Here is a 19,482-nt window from a genome sequence, read left to right on the forward strand (position 1 = left end):
TGGCACTTATGGAAAAAGCGTTTTTCCGAAAGCGACCAAGATCGTTGATAGCCGGGCACGACAAACATTCCGGGACGATAAACAGCCAGAAGGTAAACGTGTTGAAATAAGAGGACGTCACAGAAACGAGGATGAAGACGCGAAAACGGTCGGTTTTGCCCGATTGGCGACAAGTCATGTCGCGAGGCGATGTGCGAAGGGGAGCCAAAATGGCGCGTCCGGGAGGATTCGAACCTCCGACCGCCTGGTTCGTAGCCAGGTACTCTATCCAGCTGAGCTACGGACGCGCTGACGGATTGGCTAAGATTGAAGATGGCGCGCTCGGGAGGATTCGAACCTCCGACCGCCTGGTTCGTAGCCAGGTACTCTATCCAGCTGAGCTACGAGCGCGTGTCGTCAATCTTACGTTCATCATGAACAATCTTGCGGGTCTTCCGTGAAGAGATGGCGCGTCCGGGAGGATTCGAACCTCCGACCGCCTGGTTCGTAGCCAGGTACTCTATCCAGCTGAGCTACGGACGCACATCTTACTACAAGGCAGGCTTGTAAATCATGGCGGTGAGGGAGGGATTCGAACCCTCGATACGGCTACAAACCGTATACTCCCTTAGCAGGGGAGCGCCTTCAGCCACTCGGCCACCTCACCGCAAGTAGTGGCGCGTCCGGGAGGATTCGAACCTCCGACCGCCTGGTTCGTAGCCAGGTACTCTATCCAGCTGAGCTACGGACGCGCATCTATCTTGCTTGCAACAACATGGCGGTGAGGGAGGGATTCGAACCCTCGATACGGCTACAAACCGTATACTCCCTTAGCAGGGGAGCGCCTTCAGCCACTCGGCCACCTCACCGTCGCTGCGGGTGCACATATTACTTTGAGCCACATATATGTCAAACACTTTTCTGGCAAAAATCGTCTTGCCACCAACAAATGGACAATTATCACCCACAGCCCGATTTTATTGTTGGATTTATCGCCGTTTCATTCTGATTTTATGGGAAAAGCGGCGATAAAAAAGGCCGACCTGTGGTCGACCTCTTCTTGCCTTGTTAGTAGTCGCTCTGACCACCTGAAGGCGCGCCTTTTTCGGCCTGAATACGCATGTAGATCTCTTCACGATGAACCGAAACATCTTTCGGTGCATTCACACCAATACGGACTTGGTTACCTTTTACACCCAATACAGTGACAGTGACTTCATCACCAATCATCAAGGTTTCGCCCACACGGCGAGTTAAAATCAGCATGCTTCTACTCCTTGAGTATCAATCTTTTACTTATTCAATTAGTGTCTGAGCCAGATAACCCGCCAGCGTATCGGCCCGTTACCTGTGATCGTTGGATTCTTTCCCTGCTCATGATGCCAATACGGGCGCTTACTCGCGTCCGTATTCCACACTATGGCCGAATTATCACACCATATCCAGAAAAGGGCAGAGAAATTTACTGTTTTATCATCATGCCGTTAGCCGTGGAGGCGATTGACCTGAGATAACAGTGTAAGAGAAATCTGTACTGCATTGGCCAGCGTGGCGACAAAATCTAACCAATATCACGTCTTACCGCTGACACAGCGCTTAAGGCGTTGCACTATACAGAATCAGAAAAAAAGTGCAATTATTAATCTAGATCACAAAAAAGGGTCGCAATACGCGACCCTCTTGACTTTTCAATAAAAACAAAAGTGTATTACAACTGCTCAGTGAGCCATGTCTCTGCTGAGGCTAGCGCGCTAGGCAGTGCACTCACATCACTGCCCCCCGCTTGCGCCATATCAGGACGACCACCGCCTTTGCCACCCACTTGTTGCGCGACAAGGTTGACCAGTTCACCCGCTTTTACCGTGCCGGTCAAATCCTTGGTGACACCCGCAATCAGGCCGACTTTGTCATTGGCCACATTGCCGAGCAGCACGATACCGCTACCCATTTGGTTTTTCAGATCATCAACCATACTACGTAGCGCTTTGTTATCCGCGCCATCAAGTTGGCTAATCAACACTTTTACCCCGTTTAGCTCACGGACTTGATTGATCAGCCCAGCACTTTCTTGTGCGGCCAATTTCTGCTTAAGCTGCTGAATTTGTTTTTCTAACGCTTTCGCTTTGCTCTGGGCATCGTCAAGCTTGGCTTCATAGTCCGCCTGTTGCTGATAAACGCTATCAATGGCCGCTTGCCCGGTAATGGCTTCAATACGACGCACACCAGCCGCGATACCCGCTTCCGAGACGATTTTAAACATCCCAATGTCACCTGTACGCGTCGCGTGTGTCCCGCCACACAGCTCGATAGAGAAGTCGCCCATGCTCAGTACGCGCACTTGGTCATCGTACTTCTCACCAAACAGTGCCATCGCCCCTTTTTGCTTGGCAGCTTCGATATCCATCACCTCAGTCTGCACGGGGCTATTTTCACGGATTTGCTGATTCACGATCCGCTCAACCGCTTTGAGTTCATCAGCGGTGACAGGTTCAAGGTGTGAGAAGTCAAAACGCAACCCATCAGGCCGGACGAGCGAGCCTTTCTGCGCAATGTGCTCCCCCAGTACCTCACGCAGCGCGGCGTGCAGTAAGTGAGTGGCGGAGTGATTCATCGCTACCGCGTGACGACGCTCTGCATCGACGCGAGCGGTTGCTTGTGTCCCGACACTCAGTTGCCCTTCCGACAAGCTACCGTAATGCGCAATGGCTTGCCCCGCTTTTTGGGTATCCGTCACGATAAATTGCCCTTGGTCTGTTTCTATCACCCCTGTATCACCACACTGGCCACCAGCCTCGGCGTAGAAAGGGGTGTGGTCAAGGATCACGACCGCTTTATCGCCTGATACCAGGCTATCAACGGTGTCTCCGTCGACAAAAATCTCAGTGATCTGGCCGGTGCCTTCTGTCCCTGTGTAACCACAAAAATCCGAGCCATGCTCCACTTTTATCGCTTGGTTGTAGTCGGTGCCAAACTGCCCGGCTTCCCGCGCGCGCTGACGCTGCGCTGCCATCGCCGCTTCAAAGCCGGCTTCATCAATACGATAACCGCGCTCACGCGCAACATCGTTAGTTAAGTCTGCTGGGAAGCCGTATGTGTCATAGAGTTTGAAGACAGTTTCGCCATCCAACTCGTCACCCTTAACCTTGTCCAAAGCCTCTTCCAACATCAACATGCCACGCTCAAGCGTGCGGCCAAAGTTGTCTTCTTCAATCTTAAGGACTTTTTCCACCATGGTTTGCTGCGCACGCAAGTCTTCACCTGCCGTCCCCATGATGGTGGCGAGAGGACCAACCAACTTGTAGAAAAACGCGTCTTTGCTGCCGAGCTTGTTACCATGACGAACCGCGCGGCGAATAATACGGCGCAACACATAGCCCCGCCCTTCGTTCGATGGCATCACGCCATCAACAATCAAATACGCACAAGAGCGGATATGGTCTGCCACCACGCGCAAAGACTGGTTAGTCAGATCTTCAACCCCGATGATCTCCGCGACTTGCTTAATTAATTGCTGGAAAACATCAATTTCATAGTTGGAATGGACGCCCTGCTTGATGGCCGCAATCCGCTCAATCCCCATGCCGGTATCCACTGACGGCTTAGGTAGGTTCTCCATCGTACCGTCAGCTTGACGATTGAATTGCATAAAGACGATATTCCAGATCTCAATGAAGCGATCTCCGTCTTCTTCTGGCGTGCCTGGAGGACCGCCCCAGATATGCTCACCGTGATCATAAAAGATCTCACTGCATGGTCCGCATGGCCCAGTATCGCCCATTTGCCAAAAGTTGTCTGACTCGTAAGGCTTACCGTCTTCCTTATCACCAATACGCACAATGCGATCCGCAGGCACGCCAATTTGCTGGTGCCAAATATCGAACGCTTCGTCATCGGTTTTGTAAACAGTCACCAGTAGCTTTTCTTTTGGCAAGCCAATCGTTTCAGTCAAAAACGTCCACGCGTACTGAATCGCATCTTGCTTGAAGTAATCACCGAAGCTGAAATTGCCGAGCATTTCAAAGAAGGTATGATGGCGCGCGGTAAAACCGACGTTTTCAAGGTCGTTGTGTTTGCCGCCCGCCCGCACACAACGCTGTGCTGACGTTGCACGCGTGTAGTCACGCTTTTCAACCCCTAAAAAGGTGTCTTTAAACTGGTTCATTCCTGCGTTGGTAAACAAAAGCGTTGGGTCATCGGCAGGCACGAGCGACGAGCTAGGCACAATCTGGTGCCCTTTGCTTTCAAAGAACTTGAGAAACGCTGTACGGATCTCATCAGTGCTCATATACATTGGCTAATCCTGATAATCGAATATTGCGTTAGCAACCAGATATGGTCGTGACGCGATGGAAGCATGGTTTTATTTACGCCATTGTAAACAACCGATCGCGTGCGGAAAAGAGACAGAGTGGGATTGGTTTAGAAATGGGTGTCCGGATCGTCGTGACTGAGTGCGTATTGGATTTGATCAAAGTTAAAGCCACGTGACTGTAAAAAGCGCATGCGTTTGGCTTTTTCCTTTTGCTCGGCAGGCGGAAGGCGACCATCGAGATCGGCATATTTACGCTCTGCGGTCTCTCTGGCTAGCGCATACCAGTCAACCTCCTGCTCCTGTTCGGCGCGTGATAATAACTCAGTGTCGATACCTTTTCGCTTGGCGTCTTGGCAAATACGTAACCAGCCATGGTGTTTACTTACACCTTGGCGCAACAAGCTGGCCGCAAAGCGGGCATCATCCAACCACCCACGCGCCAGACACTGCTCCAGTGTGATGTCGATGGTGTCTTGGTCAAAGCCGCGTTGCGACAGTTTTTGCTGCAGTTCGTGAACAGAGTGGTCACGGCGGGCCAATAAACCCACCGCAACCTCTTGGCACGACGCGGCCATTACAGTTGGTCGTCCTCGGTTTCTGCTTCCGCGTTCGCGTCGACCGCTTCGTTATTTAGCGCGGTTTGCAATAGCATCTCACGCAAGGTGGTATCGATTTCTTCAGCGACGTGCGGGTTTTCTTTTAGGTATTTGCATGCGTTTGCTTTGCCCTGGCCAATTTTATCGCCTTTGTAGCTATACCAAGCACCAGCTTTTTCTACCAGCTTGTGTTTTACGCCCAAGTCCACTAATTCACCTTGCAAGTTAATGCCTTGGCCGTAAAGGATTTGGAACTCGGCTTGTTTGAAGGGTGCAGCGACTTTGTTTTTTACTACTTTGACGCGGGTTTCGTTCCCCACCACTTCGTCACCTTCTTTAATCGCACCAATGCGGCGAATATCCAAGCGAACCGAGGCGTAGAATTTTAACGCGTTACCCCCAGTCGTGGTTTCTGGGTTACCAAACATCACACCAATTTTCATGCGAATTTGGTTGATGAATACCATCATGGTATTGCTGTTTTTGATGTTGGCTGTGAGCTTACGCATCGCTTGTGACAACATACGCGCTTGCAGACCCATGTGTGAGTCGCCCATCTCGCCTTCAATCTCAGCTTTAGGTGTCAATGCCGCTACCGAGTCAATGACGATCATATCGACAGCGCCCGAGCGTGTCAGTGCATCAGCGATTTCCAACGCTTGCTCACCGGTATCTGGCTGAGAGACCAAAAGGTTATCGATATCCACACCCAGCTTGCGCGCATAAATAGGGTCAAGGGCATGCTCAGCGTCGATAAAGGCACAGGTCTTACCCATTTTTTGTGCTTCGGCAATCGCTTCTAGCGTCAGCGTCGTTTTACCTGATGACTCTGGGCCATAGATTTCGATAATACGACCAAAAGGCAGGCCACCTGCACCTAGGGCGATATCGAGAGACAAAGAGCCGGTCGATACGGTTTCGATGTCCATAGTGCGGTCATCACCCAGACGCATGATTGAGCCTTTGCCAAATTGCTTTTCGATTTGTCCGAGTGCGGCTGCGAGCGCCTTTTCTTTGTTATCGTCCATTTCAGTCTCCAGGAAATAAAACGCTATCGCTATGCGATGAAAGCTATCAGTAATTGGGGCTAAGTATACTGTCCATTTATACAGTGTCTAGCCCTGTATAGAAAAAATCTTTGTGATGCGACACGCCTCCAGTTACGGAGACAAGCGCATGAGAGCATGTGACAACGCGTGCACGACCGTTTGTTCACGGACCGCGCGCCTATCACCCTCAAAATGACACACTTCAGTGTCGGTTTCGCCGCCATGCCAAGCCCATGCGAACCACACGGTGCCAACAGGTTTATCCGCACTGCCACCACTCGGGCCGGCGACACCGCTAACGGCAATCGCCAAGTCAGCGGCAGCCTCATTAAGTGCGCCCTCTGCCATGGCCGTTACCACAGGCTCACTGACCGCGCCGTATTGGGTCAATAAATCGTCTGGCACATGCACCTGTTGATGCTTAGCCTGGTTGCTATAGGTGACCCAAGCTTGCTGAAACCACTGCGAGCTACCCGGCACGTCCGTCAAGCAGTAAGCAATACCGCCACCGGTGCAAGACTCTGCGGTGGTCACCGTTAAGCCCGCATCCAATAAGGCGTCACCGAGTTGCTTTGCTAGCGAGAATAACTGTTCCACCATTCACTCCTTTTGTTTAGGGTGAAGAAACCGGTACCGCAACTTTACCCTTTGCCGTACGATCACGTATTCTACCTACCCTTTTCAATGTTCCATTTTGCAGGTCTAGTCGTGACAGTACAAGCGCTCGAAAAGCACACCCCTATGATGCAACAGTACCTCAAACTCAAGGCGCAGCACCCTGAAGAACTGCTGTTCTATCGCATGGGGGATTTTTACGAACTCTTTTACGACGATGCCAAACGTGCCTCTCAGCTTTTGGATATCTCGCTGACTAAGCGCGGCAGCTCAGGCGGTGAACCGATCCCCATGGCGGGTGTGCCCTTTCATGCCGTAGAGGGATATTTAGCCAAGCTGGTGCAGCTAGGAGAGCCGGTGGCGATTTGTGAACAGATCGGCGATCCCGCCACGAGTAAAGGCCCGGTTGAGCGCCAGGTGGTGCGAATCGTCACCCCCGGTACGGTATCGGATGAAGCGCTGCTTAGCGARCGGGTTGATAACTTGGTCGCCGCACTGACCTGTCATAACGACCAATTTGGTTTTGCCACCCTAGATATCACATCAGGGCGCTTCGTGCTGACTGAACCTGCCACCTACGAGCAAATGCAAGCGGAGCTGCAACGCACGCAACCGGCAGAGCTGCTTTACCCCGAAGACTTTCCCTACCCTGATTTACTTGCGGTGAGCCGCGGCGCAAGGCGTCGCCCCATTTGGGAGTTCGATCTCGACACTGCTCGCAGTCAACTGACCGGTCAATTTGGCACGCGCGATTTAGTCGGTTTTGGCGTGGAAGACTGTACGCTGGGGCTCTGTGCCGCTGGCTGTGTGTTGCAGTACGCCAAAGAAACCCAACGCACCGCGCTCCCCCATATTCGTGCCATCATCAAAGATCAGCAAGACACCGCTGTGGTGTTAGACGCTGCCACACGGCGCAATTTAGAGATCACCCAAAACCTCGCTGGCGGCACCGACAATACGCTGGCTGACGTTTTGGATCGGACGACGACGCCGATGGGCAGTCGCTTACTGAAGCGCTGGCTCCATCAACCTCTACGCGATAGCCATGTACTCAACCAACGTTTGGATGCAATCGGGACATTGCTTGATAGTGGCCTACACTCGGAATTAAGTGCAGCACTCAAACCTGTCGGCGACATTGAACGTGTACTGGCTCGCTTGGCAATGCGATCCGCCCGTCCGCGTGATATGGCAAGGCTGCGCACCGCATTAGCACAGCTGCCCGAGGTACAGACACTGCTCACCGAGCTGGATCACGGTGCGTTTTCCGATTACCTCACTGCCACCACACCGATGCCAGAGCTGCAAGATTTGCTCACCCGTGCAGTGGTCGAGAACCCGCCGGTGGTGATCCGTGATGGCGGTGTGATTGCGCCAGGTTACCACGCAGAACTGGATGAATGGCGCGACTTATCGGAAGGCGCATCACGCTACTTAGAAGAACTAGAAACCCGCGAGCGCGAGCAATATGGCATCGATACCCTGAAAGTGGGTTATAACCAAGTCCATGGCTTTTACATCCAAATCAGCCGCGCGCAAAGCGATCGGGTGCCGACACACTATGTCCGCCGGCAAACGCTTAAAAATGCAGAGCGTTACATTATCCCCGAATTAAAAGAGCACGAAGATAAAGTCTTAAGCTCTCGCTCTAATGCGTTAGCGTTAGAGAAGCGTTTGTGGGAAGAGTTGTTTGATTTGTTACTGCCACACTTGGCCCAGCTGCAACATGCCTCTGAAGCGCTCTCTGGGCTCGATGTACTATGTAACCTCGCCGAGCGAGCAGATACACTCAATTATCATCGCCCCACCCTTGGCGACAAACCGGGGATCAATATTGAGGCCGGTCGCCATCCTGTGGTTGAACAAGTGATGACTGACCCTTTTATTCCCAACCCCATCGCCTTAAGTCCTGAGCGCCGAATGTTGATCATTACCGGTCCTAATATGGGAGGTAAATCCACTTATATGCGCCAAACCGCGTTGATCACCTTGCTGAGTCATATTGGTGCTTATGTGCCCGCCGATCGTGCAACCATTGGGCCCGTCGATCGCATTTTCACTCGTATTGGTGCCTCTGATGATCTCGCTTCCGGCCGCTCCACATTTATGGTGGAAATGACAGAAACCGCCAATATTCTCCACAATGCAACTGCTAACAGCTTGGTGTTGATGGACGAGATTGGCCGCGGTACCAGCACCTACGATGGCTTATCTTTGGCGTGGGCCAGCGCGGAATGGTTGGCAGAGAAAATCCAAGCAATGACCTTGTTTGCCACCCATTATTTCGAACTCACTGAACTGCCAGGGCAAATGGAAGGCTTGGTGAATGTGCATCTTGATGCCATGGAGCATGGCGATGACATTGCGTTTATGCACGCGGTTCAGGAAGGGGCAGCCAGTAAGTCTTATGGTCTGGCCGTGGCGAGCCTCGCTGGCGTTCCCAAGCCGGTGATTCGGCGCGCCAAGCATAAACTGGCACAACTAGAGCAAAGCGGCCAACATACCATTCATGCTGAACAAACGGTCGGTGATCCAGCCCCCGCTCAGCTCGCCTTACTGCCTGAACCCAGCGAGCTGGATAACGCAGTCGATGCGTTAAACCCTGATGAGATGACCCCGCGGCAAGCCTTAGACGCCCTCTATGCCCTCAAGGCGTTACAGCAATCTCGCTAATCAGCCGCGCCGTCATCTTGCGAACCATCATGACCGCCAATAAAAAGGGACAGCCATGGCTGTCCCTTCATTTGCGTCTATGATTGTCAGTCTCGCGCTATGACTGATGCGAGATTGACAGCGCATTTATTGCTCAACGTTAAAGAGCGATTCAATGCTCAGTCCTTGATGCGTCAGCATGTCGCGCAAGCGGCGTAGCCCTTCCACCTGGATTTGCCGTACTCGCTCGCGAGTCAAACCAATCTCACGCCCCACATCTTCCAGCGTTGACGCTTCGTGACCCAAAAGTCCGAAACGACGTGATAACACTTCTCGCTGCTTAGGGTTAAGCTCTTGTAGCCACTGCACAATCGACTTTTTCATGTCATCGTCTTGTGTGGTGTACTCTGGGCCGTCTTGCTTCTCATCTGGAATGATGTCTAGCAAGGCTTTTTCTGAATCGCCGCCAATTGGGTTATCCACAGAGCCAATACGCTCGTTAAGACGAAGCATTCGGTTCACGTCTTCCACAGGCTTATCAAGCTGCGCCGCGATGTCTTCAGCGGTCAGCGGTCGGTTCATGGTCAAGCTTTTGCGCCAGCTCGCGCGCCGTGCGCAGATACACATTCAGCTCTTTCACCACGTGAATAGGCAGGCGAATGGTACGCGTTTGGTTCATGATGGCACGTTCAATGGTTTGACGAATCCACCAAGTTGCATAGGTTGAAAAGCGGAAGCCGCGTTCAGGGTCAAACTTCTCCACCGCACGGATCAAGCCGAGGTTTCCTTCTTCGACCAAATCGAGCAGCGCTAAACCACGGTTAGAATAGCGACGTGAGATTTTCACCACCAAGCGAAGATTACTCTCAATCATACGCTTGCGAGCAACCTCGTCACCGCGCAGCGCTCGACGTGCGTAGAGCACCTCTTCTTCAGCGGTAAGCAGCGGTGAGAAGCCAATTTCGCTGAGGTAGAGTTGGGTGGCATCAGAGGCCTTTGAAGTGGCCGCTTGTTGCTGTACTGCCTCTTCGACTTCTTCGAGCACCTCGTCAGCTTGTGCTTCCACAGTGTCGAATTCAACGTCTTGGTTCAAGCCGTCCAGTTTCTTTGCGGTATTTGTTTGGCTCATAGCGCCTCCCTTATGACGTAGCAGCTAAGCAGAACGCATTTCTGCTTATACCGGCCCCGTCACATTGGTGGCTGCGGCGATATCACCTTGGTTACCCTGTGCTACCGCTTTGGCAGATAATGTAACGGATTGACCGATTTTCCTTTGTAGCGAATTTCAAAATGCAACCGAACACTGTTTGCACCAGAACTGCCCATGGAAGCTATTTTCTGCCCCTTTTTGACAGCTTGGCCTTCTGAAACGTAAAAACTATCGTTATGCGCATAGGCGCTTAGATAATCATCATTGTGTTTCACTATTATTAATTTACCGTAACCCCGAAGCGCACTGCCGGCGTACACGACTTTTCCATCTGCCGCTGCCTGAATGCCCTGTCCTCGTTGTCCAGCAATATCTATGCCCTTATTGCCTCGCTCTGTGCTAGAAAATCGGGACACCATCCGGCCTCTGGTTGGCCATTGCCAGCTTATCTGTTGGTTAGATGGGCTGGCGGTCCGCTTGTTAACAGCTTGTTTACTTTTTTCTTTCGTTTGACTGTACCTCGACGATGACCCCGATTCAACGCCTTTTGTGCGTTCAGTCGCGGTTTTAGACTTCTTTTTTTCCTCGAATTTGCTAGGGTTGGCGCTTTTTCTAGAAGATGCTGCTGCCACGCTCGCGCTTGCAGCTGACGTTGTGGCAGAGGCCACATTTGTCGCGCCTGATGTGGATTGGGCCACGTCAGGGCGTTGGTAGGCGGGCTTCCACAAAGCCAGTGTCTGCCCGGGATAAATGGTATAGGGAGGCTGTAGATTGTTGTGTTCGATGATGTCGTCGATATCACGATCCGTGATATAAGCGATATAGTAGAGGGTATCGCCTTTCTTCACTTCGTAATAACTGCCGCGATAGCTGCCTCTATCAACGCTGGTATAGTCTGGTGTCACGCTGGATACCGGTGCCGGCCCTCGCCAGGAACAACCAGATATAACCACTAACAGTGACAGAAAAAGCGCGATTTTCATCTGTTTTTAAACACAGCTCCATCTCTGAGACAGTTTATGCCAGCTCACCTGCCACCAGGGGAACAAATTTAACCGATTCAACCGTCTCGGTGTGAAAAGTGGTGCCTTGGCGAGTGACGCGCATCAATATTTGCTCATCATCACCAATCGGAATAAGCATCACGCCGCCATCATTGAGCTGATCGCACAGCGCGTCGGGCACGTGGGCCGCGGCCGCTGTTACCATGATCGCATCATAAGGGCCCTTCGACGGCCACCCTTGCCAACCATCTCCATGTTTTGTCGACACATTATAAATATCTAGCTGCTTTAAGCGCCGTTTGGCCAGCATTTGTAATGGTTTGATCCGCTCGACAGAATAAACATGATCAACCAAGTTAGCGAGGACCGCTGTTTGATAACCCGATCCGGTGCCAATTTCCAAAATGCGACTATCGCGTCGCAAATTGAGCAATGATGTCATCTTAGCCACAATATAAGGTTGTGAAATAGTTTGTCCCCATCCAATAGGTAACGCATTGTTACCATAAGCTTGGTGGGTCATGGCTTCAGAGACAAATAAATGCCGAGGCACCGCCTGCATGGCGTTTAGCACATCGGTGTCAGTCACACCTTGTTGCTGCAAAAATTGAATAAGTGATTGCGCTTGACTCAACGTCTGCTTCCTTTATCACTGAGTATAAGTCTATTGAAACGGTTGCCGCCTCAATGCGGCTCACCAACGATGACGTACTTGCCGTCTACTCACTTAACCATTGTGAAAACACGCCTAGGGTATCATGGGCGGTTAAGTCTACCTGCAGTGGCGTAATAGAAACGTACTGCCCCGCAATGGCGTGAAAATCGGTTCCCGGCCCTGCATCTTGGGTTTGACCTGGCGCACCGACCCAGTATATCGGTTTGCCCCGCGGATCGCTTTGTTTTATCACGTCTTCGGCATGATGACGGGCGCCAAGACGTGTCACTTTCCACCCCTCTAGGCTATCGATTGGCACATCGGGCACATTAATATTAATGAGGCGGTGGCTGGGCGCGGCATGGCGCTGGTTCTTGGCTAAGAATTGTTTCACTACATGCGCAGCTGTCTCAAAGTGTTGGTGACCACATAGTGAGACGGCAATAGCTGGCGCGCCCAGGAAAAAGCCCTCTGTCGCCGCGGCCACTGTCCCCGAGTAAAGCACATCATCACCGAGGTTAGCACCATGGTTAATCCCAGTGATCACAAAATCAGGCTCCCAGGGTACCAATTGCCGTAGCGCCAAATGCACCGAGTCTGTGGGGGTCCCCTGAACCGCATAACGCTGAGGTCCAAGTTCGCGCACGCGTAAGGGGTTTTCCAATGTGAGTGAATTTGACGCGCCTGAACAATTACGATCCGGCGCGGCCACCACCACATCTGCGATGGTCGATAACGCTTCGGTCAAGGTTTGGATCCCTTGAGCATGGTAACCGTCGTCGTTACTAATCAATATTCGCATTGTGCTCTCCTTGTGGGCTCGCGACGACTAACTCTCGCATCACCGCGGTGGCAAATGCGCCCGCGGGTAAAAAGAAACTCACGGTTAAGGTGTCAGCATCGTGTGTCCAAGTCATCGCTTGCGGCAGTAAACACAACACACGACGGTCATGACGCATGCGATTATCACGGATCACGGCTAATAGCTCAGGCTCTTTGTCGACCACCGCTTGCTCAAAGTGCTGTGCTTGCCCCTCAGTGGGCAACGCATTATCGCCGGTCAGAGGGCCGGTGATCGCAGAATGACACTGCCCTGCCTGCTCAACCAAGTACGTTTGCTGCTGCGCGTCGAGACACAGGTCACCCGCCAAGGTAGAGGTAAAGGCATCCGCCTCTATTCGTGCAGAGACGACTTGATTAAACAGCAGCGACCGGGCTGCTGAGAGATAAAAACTGCGTTTGCTTTTGTCACGGACTTTTTTCTCTCCACGTCCCCAGGCGCGCGCCATCTCAACATTATTGCCATCACGGCCAAAGCGCTGTGTACCAAAGTAATTGGGCACGCCCTGCTCGGCTATCGCGGCTAAGCGCGGCACTAAAGCCTGTGGCGACGCCAGGTCACGAATGCAGAGCGTGAACTGATTGCCGGTCAGATCGCCAGGGCGCAATTTATGCTGATGCCGGGCTGTCCCTTCAATGCTCACAACGCCTGGATGATTTTGGACAAACGCCGCTAAATCCGGATCCGCTTTGCCTGGCAGATGAACACTGAACCATTGCTCTGTCACGGCGTGACGATCTTTAAGGCCCGCCCAGCTCACTTGCCGCGAGCTAACCCCACAGGCTTTTGCCAGCTCATTGGCGACGTATTTGGTATTTTCACCACGCTTTTTAATTCGCACTAAAAAGTGTTCACCTTGACCTGATGGGGTGAAACCCAGGGATTCTGAGACAATAAAATCGTCCGGTGACGCTTTTAACGTTCCTGACTGTGTCGGTTGGCCATGTAAGTAAGCCAAGGGCGCGAGTAAGTCTGTCATACGGCCTCTTTGTTTAATAGCACCACCGCCTCACAGGCAATGCCTTCTTTGCGTCCGGTAAACCCCAAACGCTCTGAGGTGGTGGCTTTGACGTTAACCGCATCCACCGTCACACACAAATCACTGGCGATGGTTTCACGCATTGCGTCGATATGTGGGCCCATTTTAGGCGCTTGCGCGATGATAGTGATATCTGCATTGCCCAAGCAATAGCCTTTGTCTTGTACTTTGCGGTAAACGTCGCGCAGCAGCATACGGCTGTCGGCGCCTTTCCACTCATCACTGGTGTCTGGGAAATGCTGGCCAATGTCACCGGCAGCAATCGCGCCCAACAGGGCATCACACAGTGCATGGAGTGCCACATCACCGTCCGAGTGCGCAAGCAACCCTTGTTCATAAGGCACAGCCACACCACCAATGATCACCGGGCCATCACCACCAAATTTGTGTACATCAAACCCATGTCCAATTCGAATCATGATTTGCCTTCTTGTTGTGAAAGGTAAAACTCGGCCAGCCACTTATCCTCAGGGTGAGTGACTTTTATGTTGCTGGCACTGGCAGGGACCAGCACAGGCTTCCCCCCAAGCGCTTCAACGGCAGACGCTTCGTCAGTCACCTGATCGCCTGCCACATTAAGTGCCTGGATTAGCGTTTGGGTTAAAAACATTTGTGGGGTCAATGCATGCCAAAGCGCCTCACGCTCGACAGTGTGAGCCACCTGCCCTTGCGCGTCCGCACGCTTCATGGTGTCTCTAACCGGCGCCGCGAGTAAGGCGCCATCCGGGTGAGATTGCGCCTGTCTAATCAAGGCGTCGATATCGGCATGCGACACACAAGGGCGTGCGGCATCATGCACCATCACCCATTGCGTATTGACCACATCGAGTCCAGCTTGCACCGACGCGGCACGCGTCGCTCCACCCAAGACCACACGCACATTCGGACGCTCACTCAAGCGAGTGTGCGCAAAGTAGCTATCGTCAGCACCAATGGCGATGATCACGTCAGCCACGGCAGGGTGAGAGAGTAAACGCTCAACGGTATGCTCAATCAACATTTTGCCGGCTAGAGGGAGGTATTGTTTCGGGCAGCTAGCTTGCATCCTGCTGCCGACACCTGCGGCAGGTACCACGGCGCTTATTCCGGGCTGTAAAGCGGTGTTGTGCTGCAAAGGGGGTTGTTCGACCACAAGTTATCTTCTTTGGTTGTACCGCCAGTCAACGGCTGTCAGTTACTGGGATTTATCGACTAATCGGAAAAATGTCTCGTCCGGCTTTATCATGCCCAGCTCATTGCGTGCGCGCTCTTCAATCGCTTCTTGCCCACGCTTCAAATCCGCAATTTCTGCGTACATTTGCTGGTTACGCTTAACGAGTYTTTGGTTGGCTTGTTGCTGTACGGCGACATTGGCTTCAATTTGCCAATAGTCTGTCACGCCATTTTTACCCAGCCACAGTTCGTACTGCAGCCACACGAGCGTGAGAAATAGTGCAACCGATAGCAGCCTCATACCTGTACTCCTTCCAATATCGGCTCAGGGTATTCACACCCTGATTGACTAACCGCATAGGCTAGCGGATCCGCTGGCTGGTGTCATGGTTTTCCTAAATGAAAAAAGCCGCCCCGTTAAACGGGACGGCTTTTTGGCAAAAAGTGCTTAAGTGCCGGTTATTGGCCTTTCACTTCTTTTAGACCATTAAATGGTGCTTTTTCACCCAGCGCGTCTTCAATACGGATTAGCTGGTTGTACTTAGCCACACGATCAGAACGGCTCATCGAACCGGTTTTGATTTGGCCTGCAGCCGTACCAACCGCCAAGTCAGCGATGGTGGCGTCTTCTGTTTCACCTGAACGGTGAGAGATCACGGCTGTGTAGCCTGCGTCTTTCGCCATCTTGATCGCTGCCAGCGTTTCGGTCAGAGAACCGATCTGGTTGAATTTGATCAGGATAGAGTTCGCCACACCTTTGTCGATGCCTTCTTTTAGGATCTTGGTGTTGGTTACGAACAGGTCATCACCCACTAGCTGAAGCTTGTCACCCAGCAGTTCAGTTTGGTGCTTAAAGCCATCCCAATCTGACTCGTCTAGGCCATCTTCGATAGACACGATTGGGTATTCTTCAGCCAGTTTTGCCAAGTAGTGGTTAAACTCTTCTGAAGAGAAGGTTTTACCTTCACCTTTCATGTTGTAGATGCCTTGCTCTTTGTCATAGAACTCAGACGCCGCACAGTCCATCGCAAGAGTGATGTCTTTACCCAGCTCGTAGCCCGCTTGCTCAACCGCTTCTTTAATCGCAGCCAGTGCAGCAGCGTTTGATTCTAGGTTCGGTGCAAAACCACCTTCGTCACCCACGGCAGTGCTTAGGCCTTTGGCTTTCAGTACTTTTGCGAGGTTGTGGAATACTTCCGCACCGATGCGCAGTGCTTCTTTCAGGGTTTTCGCGCCAACAGGCTGGATCATGAACTCTTGGATATCAACGTTGTTATCCGCGTGCTCACCACCGTTAAGGATGTTCATCATTGGCAGAGGCATTGAGAACTGACCAGCAGTGCCGTTTAGTTCAGCAATGTGCTCAAACAAAGGCATGCCTTTCGCAGCCGCGGCTGCTTTTGCGTTAGCAAGAGACACCGCCAGGATAGCATTCGCACCAAATTTAGATTTGTTGTCAGTGCCGTCGAGATCGATCATCACTTGGTCGATATCGGCTTGGGCTTTCGCGTCTTTACCTTGTAGGGCTTCGGCGATTGGGCCGTTAACCGCTTCAATCGCTTTTAGAACGCCTTTACCCATGAAACGTGACTTGTCACCATCACGCAGTTCTAGCGCTTCGCGAGACCCCGTTGATGCACCTGAAGGTGCTGCCGCCATACCAACGAAGCCACCTTCTAGGTGTACTTCAGCTTCAACGGTTGGGTTACCGCGTGAATCGATGATTTCACGGCCTAGAACTTTAACGATCTTAGACATTGTGATTCCTCTCGTCTGTCATTGTTTTTAAAAATAAAAGCGGCTGCCTACGTTCAGGCGACCGCTCGAATCTCGTTTATAGCTCACCGCGCTGTTTTTTGCCTGCCGCCGCAACAAACCCGGCAAACAGTGGGTGGCCATCACGTGGTGTCGACGTGAATTCTGGGTGGAACTGGCACGCAACAAACCATGGGTGCTCAGGGTTCTCGATGATCTCCACCAGCTTTTTATCTGCAGACAGGCCTGAGATTGAAAGCCCCGCTTTTTCTAGCTGCGGACGCAATAAGTTGTTCACTTCATAACGGTGGCGATGACGCTCGTGGATCTGCGTGTTGCCATAAAGCTGGTGTGCTTTAGAGCCTTCGGCAAGATGACAAAGCTGTGCGCCAAGACGCATGGTACCGCCCAGATCAGAGGTTTCACTGCGCTCTTCCACTTTGCCTTCTTCATCCACCCACTCGGTGATCAGACCCACCACTGGGTATTTACTCTCTTTGTTAAACTCGGTCGAGTTTGCGCCTTCCATACCCGCGACATTACGCGCGTATTCAATCAGGGCAACCTGCATTCCTAGGCAAATGCCGAGGTAGGGCAGTTTGTTTTCACGCGCATATTGTGCCGCCAGGATCTTGCCCTCTACACCTCGGTCACCAAATCCACCTGGTACCAAGATAGCATCCAAGTCTTGCAGCATTTCCGTGCCACGTGTTTCAAGATCTTGCGAGTCTACATACTTGATGTTGACGGTGAGACGGTTTTTCAACCCACCGTGCTTCAACGCTTCGTTGACAGATTTATACGCATCCGGCAACTCGATATATTTACCCACCATACCAATGGTCACTTCGCCCATTGGGTTGGCTTCTTCGTAGCTGACCTGTTCCCACTCTGACAGGTCAGCTTCCGCCGCTTCAATGCCAAAGCGGCTGCAAACCAGATCATCCAAGCCTTGAGAGCGGATGAGTGATGGGATTTTGTAGATAGAGTCTACGTCTTTCATGGTGATCACGGCTTTTTCTGCCACATTACAGAACAGCGCAATTTTCGCGCGCTCATTGGCCGGGATCGGGCGCTCACTACGACACACCAGTACATCAGGCTGGATACCAATCGATAGCAGCTCTTTCACCGAATGTTGCGTTGGCTTGGTTTTCACTTCACCCGCGGCCGCCAAATAAGGGACCAGAGTCAAGTGCATAAACATGGCATGTTCGCGGCCGACTTCAACGGTCAGCTGGCGAATCGCTTCTAAAAACGGCAGCGACTCAATGTCGCCCACTGTCCCGCCGATTTCGACAATGGCAATATCGTGACCTTCACCACCGGCGATGATGCGGTCTTTGATCGAATTGGTGATGTGTGGAATCACCTGAATGGTGGCTCCCAGGTAATCTCCACGGCGCTCTTTGCGCAGTACATCCGCATACACACGACCAGAGGTAAAGTTATTACGCTTGGTCATTTTGGTGCGGATAAAGCGCTCGTAGTGGCCGAGATCAAGGTCGGTCTCTGCGCCGTCTTCCGTGACGAATACTTCCCCGTGCTGGGTAGGGCTCATTGTCCCTGGATCCACGTTGATATAAGGGTCGAGTTTCATGATGGTGACGTTAAGGCCACGCGCTTCAAGAATGGCTGCCAATGAGGCTGCAGCAATACCCTTACCGAGGGAGGATACAACACCGCCCGTAACAAAAATGTAGTTCGTCGTCATGCTAAACCTGAGAGTTGGATTTAGAGGAAATTAATGAAGTTCTGGACGGGACATTATGATACCAGACCCCATTGACTCCCACAATGTGAAAGCTACCACACACCCTGGTGTTTTTAATTGTCACAAATCAATTATGCCAATTACAGGATATTTACTTATTCGCCTTTTTGACGGCCTGCCATGCCGATTCTAGTTCATCTAGCTGACATTGTTGAATGTTTTTTTCATTATCACGTAAGTGGTTTTCAACCTTACGAAAGCGAGATTCAAATTTTTGGTTGGCACGGCGTAGGGCTTGCTCGGCATCTGTCCCTAGGTGGCGAGCCAAATTTACCACCGCGAATAACAAGTCCCCGACTTCTTCCTCCACACGTGCCTGATTGACAGAAGTTTGCGCCAGCTCTTGCTCGACTTCTTCAATCTCTTCCCGCACTTTATCTATCACAGGGGCGACAGTCGGCCAATCAAAGCCCACACGCGCACAACGCTTTTGCAATTTATACGCTCGTATTAAGGCGGGTAAGCCTTGTGTCACCCCATCGAGCACACTTTCCGGTTGCACAGAGGACGATTTCTCGGCGCGCTCTTTCGCTTTGATACCTTCCCAATCTGGTGCCATTAAAGGCTTTCCCTGCGCATCTTTGGGACCAAAAACATGAGGATGACGACGGATGAGTTTGTCGCAAATGCCGCGCACCACATCCTCAAAATCAAAATGGTTTTCTTCCCGCCCCAATTGACTGTAGAACACAATTTGAAAAAGTAGGTCACCGAGCTCATCTTTTAGGTCTGACCAGTTTTCACGTTCAATGGCATCCGCCACTTCATAGGCTTCTTCTAGCGTATGAGGCACGATGGAGGCGAAGTGTTGCGCGTTGTCCCAATCACAACCTTTGTCGGGATCACGTAAGGTCGCCATAATGGTCAGTAATTGCTCGATAGGAGCCATAAAAGCATTCCTTCTAAAAA

The 19,482-nt window shown here is 51.9% G+C and carries 16 protein-coding genes, 6 tRNA genes and 1 pseudogene; 1 reads left to right on the forward strand and 22 read right to left on the reverse strand.

Going from position 1 to position 19,482, the window contains the following annotated elements; translation table 11 throughout:
- Nucleotides 1–210: 210 nt before the first annotated feature.
- The 11 genes from BZG73_RS00455 to BZG73_RS00505 form a co-directional block, all read right to left on the reverse strand.
- Nucleotides 211–287 (reverse strand) — tRNA-Arg (locus tag BZG73_RS00455).
- Between the two features lie 26 nt (nt 288–313).
- A tRNA-Arg gene (locus BZG73_RS00460) sits at nt 314–390 on the reverse strand.
- A gap of 55 nt (nt 391–445) precedes the next feature.
- Nucleotides 446–522, reverse strand: a tRNA-Arg gene (locus tag BZG73_RS00465).
- Between the two features lie 31 nt (nt 523–553).
- A tRNA-Ser gene (locus tag BZG73_RS00470) sits at nt 554–646 on the reverse strand.
- Between the two features lie 8 nt (nt 647–654).
- A tRNA-Arg gene (locus BZG73_RS00475) sits at nt 655–731 on the reverse strand.
- A gap of 24 nt (nt 732–755) precedes the next feature.
- Nucleotides 756–848: transfer RNA gene (locus BZG73_RS00480), tRNA-Ser, on the reverse strand.
- Nucleotides 849–1,047: 199 nt separating this feature from the next.
- The gene (csrA, locus tag BZG73_RS00485) at nt 1,048–1,245 is read right to left on the reverse strand and encodes a carbon storage regulator CsrA (RefSeq protein ID WP_046074107.1); all 198 of its coding nucleotides are present in this window, start codon (nt 1,243–1,245) and stop codon (nt 1,048–1,050) included.
- A gap of 442 nt (nt 1,246–1,687) precedes the next feature.
- On the reverse strand, nt 1,688–4,270 hold the full coding sequence (alaS, locus tag BZG73_RS00490) for an alanine--tRNA ligase (protein ID WP_077667320.1): 2,583 nt from the start codon (nt 4,268–4,270) through the stop codon (nt 1,688–1,690).
- Nucleotides 4,271–4,398: 128 nt separating this feature from the next.
- Nucleotides 4,399–4,839 carry a regulatory protein RecX gene (locus BZG73_RS00495; RefSeq protein ID WP_077578960.1) on the reverse strand — a complete coding sequence of 147 codons (441 nt, stop codon included), beginning with the start codon at nt 4,837–4,839 and terminating at the stop codon, nt 4,399–4,401.
- A 26-nt stretch (nt 4,840–4,865) separates the two neighbouring features.
- On the reverse strand, nt 4,866–5,915 hold the full coding sequence (gene recA, locus BZG73_RS00500) for a recombinase RecA (protein ID WP_046074105.1): 1,050 nt from the start codon (nt 5,913–5,915) through the stop codon (nt 4,866–4,868).
- Between the two features lie 132 nt (nt 5,916–6,047).
- The gene (locus BZG73_RS00505) at nt 6,048–6,533 is read right to left on the reverse strand and encodes a CinA family protein (protein ID WP_046074216.1); all 486 of its coding nucleotides are present in this window, start codon (nt 6,531–6,533) and stop codon (nt 6,048–6,050) included.
- Between the two features lie 87 nt (nt 6,534–6,620).
- Between BZG73_RS00505 and mutS the strand changes: the two genes are divergently transcribed.
- Entirely contained in the window at nt 6,621–9,224 is a 2,604-nt protein-coding gene (gene mutS, locus BZG73_RS00510; protein ID WP_407690275.1) for a DNA mismatch repair protein MutS, read from the forward strand.
- A gap of 126 nt (nt 9,225–9,350) precedes the next feature.
- On the opposite strand, the pseudogene rpoS reads toward mutS, so the two are convergent.
- From rpoS to mazG, 11 genes and pseudogenes are all read right to left on the reverse strand, one after another.
- Nucleotides 9,351–10,332: pseudogene (rpoS, locus tag BZG73_RS00515) on the reverse strand (RNA polymerase sigma factor RpoS).
- A 101-nt stretch (nt 10,333–10,433) separates the two neighbouring features.
- A complete protein-coding gene (locus BZG73_RS00520; protein WP_077667321.1) occupies nt 10,434–11,336 on the reverse strand; it encodes a peptidoglycan DD-metalloendopeptidase family protein in 903 nt (300 codons plus the stop codon).
- A gap of 34 nt (nt 11,337–11,370) precedes the next feature.
- Entirely contained in the window at nt 11,371–11,991 is a 621-nt protein-coding gene (locus tag BZG73_RS00525; protein ID WP_046074102.1) for a protein-L-isoaspartate(D-aspartate) O-methyltransferase, read from the reverse strand.
- 85 nt (nt 11,992–12,076) lie between these two features.
- Entirely contained in the window at nt 12,077–12,814 is a 738-nt protein-coding gene (surE, locus tag BZG73_RS00530; protein WP_077667322.1) for a 5'/3'-nucleotidase SurE, read from the reverse strand.
- On the reverse strand, nt 12,798–13,832 hold the full coding sequence (gene truD / locus BZG73_RS00535; protein ID WP_046074100.1) for a tRNA pseudouridine(13) synthase TruD: 1,035 nt from the start codon (nt 13,830–13,832) through the stop codon (nt 12,798–12,800). Before truD ends, surE begins: the two co-directional genes overlap by 17 nt.
- Nucleotides 13,829–14,311 carry a 2-C-methyl-D-erythritol 2,4-cyclodiphosphate synthase gene (gene ispF / locus BZG73_RS00540; RefSeq protein ID WP_077578935.1) on the reverse strand — a complete coding sequence of 161 codons (483 nt, stop codon included), beginning with the start codon at nt 14,309–14,311 and terminating at the stop codon, nt 13,829–13,831. Before ispF ends, truD begins: the two co-directional genes overlap by 4 nt.
- A complete protein-coding gene (gene ispD / locus BZG73_RS00545; protein WP_046074098.1) occupies nt 14,308–15,024 on the reverse strand; it encodes a 2-C-methyl-D-erythritol 4-phosphate cytidylyltransferase in 717 nt (238 codons plus the stop codon). The genes ispF and ispD overlap by 4 nt, the downstream gene beginning before the upstream one ends.
- Before the next feature lie 42 nt (nt 15,025–15,066).
- Nucleotides 15,067–15,345 (reverse strand): cell division protein FtsB, encoded by a 279-nt coding sequence (gene ftsB, locus BZG73_RS00550; protein WP_077667323.1) that lies wholly within the window; start codon nt 15,343–15,345, stop codon nt 15,067–15,069.
- Between the two features lie 158 nt (nt 15,346–15,503).
- Nucleotides 15,504–16,802 carry a phosphopyruvate hydratase gene (eno, locus tag BZG73_RS00555; protein ID WP_046074096.1) on the reverse strand — a complete coding sequence of 433 codons (1,299 nt, stop codon included), beginning with the start codon at nt 16,800–16,802 and terminating at the stop codon, nt 15,504–15,506.
- 76 nt (nt 16,803–16,878) lie between these two features.
- Nucleotides 16,879–18,513, reverse strand: coding sequence for a CTP synthase (locus tag BZG73_RS00560; protein WP_077606146.1), 1,635 nt, complete (start codon nt 18,511–18,513; stop codon nt 16,879–16,881).
- 151 nt (nt 18,514–18,664) lie between these two features.
- The gene (mazG, locus tag BZG73_RS00565) at nt 18,665–19,462 is read right to left on the reverse strand and encodes a nucleoside triphosphate pyrophosphohydrolase (RefSeq protein ID WP_046074094.1); all 798 of its coding nucleotides are present in this window, start codon (nt 19,460–19,462) and stop codon (nt 18,665–18,667) included.
- Nucleotides 19,463–19,482: the final 20 nt, after the last annotated feature.

The organism is Salinivibrio siamensis, assembly GCF_001996005.1.
Classification (GTDB): Bacteria; Pseudomonadota; Gammaproteobacteria; order Enterobacterales; family Vibrionaceae; genus Salinivibrio; species Salinivibrio siamensis.

Coding starts and splice junctions, on each gene's coding strand:
- ispF (WP_077578935.1), bottom strand. CDS start 14,311: ATGATTCGAATTGGACATGGGTTTGATGTACACAAATTTGGTGGTGAT.
- BZG73_RS00520 (WP_077667321.1), bottom strand. CDS start 11,336: ATGAAAATCGCGCTTTTTCTGTCACTGTTAGTGGTTATATCTGGTTGT.
- recA (WP_046074105.1), bottom strand. CDS start 5,915: ATGGACGATAACAAAGAAAAGGCGCTCGCAGCCGCACTCGGACAAATC.
- csrA (WP_046074107.1), bottom strand. CDS start 1,245: ATGCTGATTTTAACTCGCCGTGTGGGCGAAACCTTGATGATTGGTGAT.
- truD (WP_046074100.1), bottom strand. CDS start 13,832: ATGACAGACTTACTCGCGCCCTTGGCTTACTTACATGGCCAACCGACA.
- mazG (WP_046074094.1), bottom strand. CDS start 19,462: ATGGCTCCTATCGAGCAATTACTGACCATTATGGCGACCTTACGTGAT.
- surE (WP_077667322.1), bottom strand. CDS start 12,814: ATGCGAATATTGATTAGTAACGACGACGGTTACCATGCTCAAGGGATC.
- eno (WP_046074096.1), bottom strand. CDS start 16,802: ATGTCTAAGATCGTTAAAGTTCTAGGCCGTGAAATCATCGATTCACGC.
- BZG73_RS00560 (WP_077606146.1), bottom strand. CDS start 18,513: ATGACGACGAACTACATTTTTGTTACGGGCGGTGTTGTATCCTCCCTC.
- alaS (WP_077667320.1), bottom strand. CDS start 4,270: ATGTATATGAGCACTGATGAGATCCGTACAGCGTTTCTCAAGTTCTTT.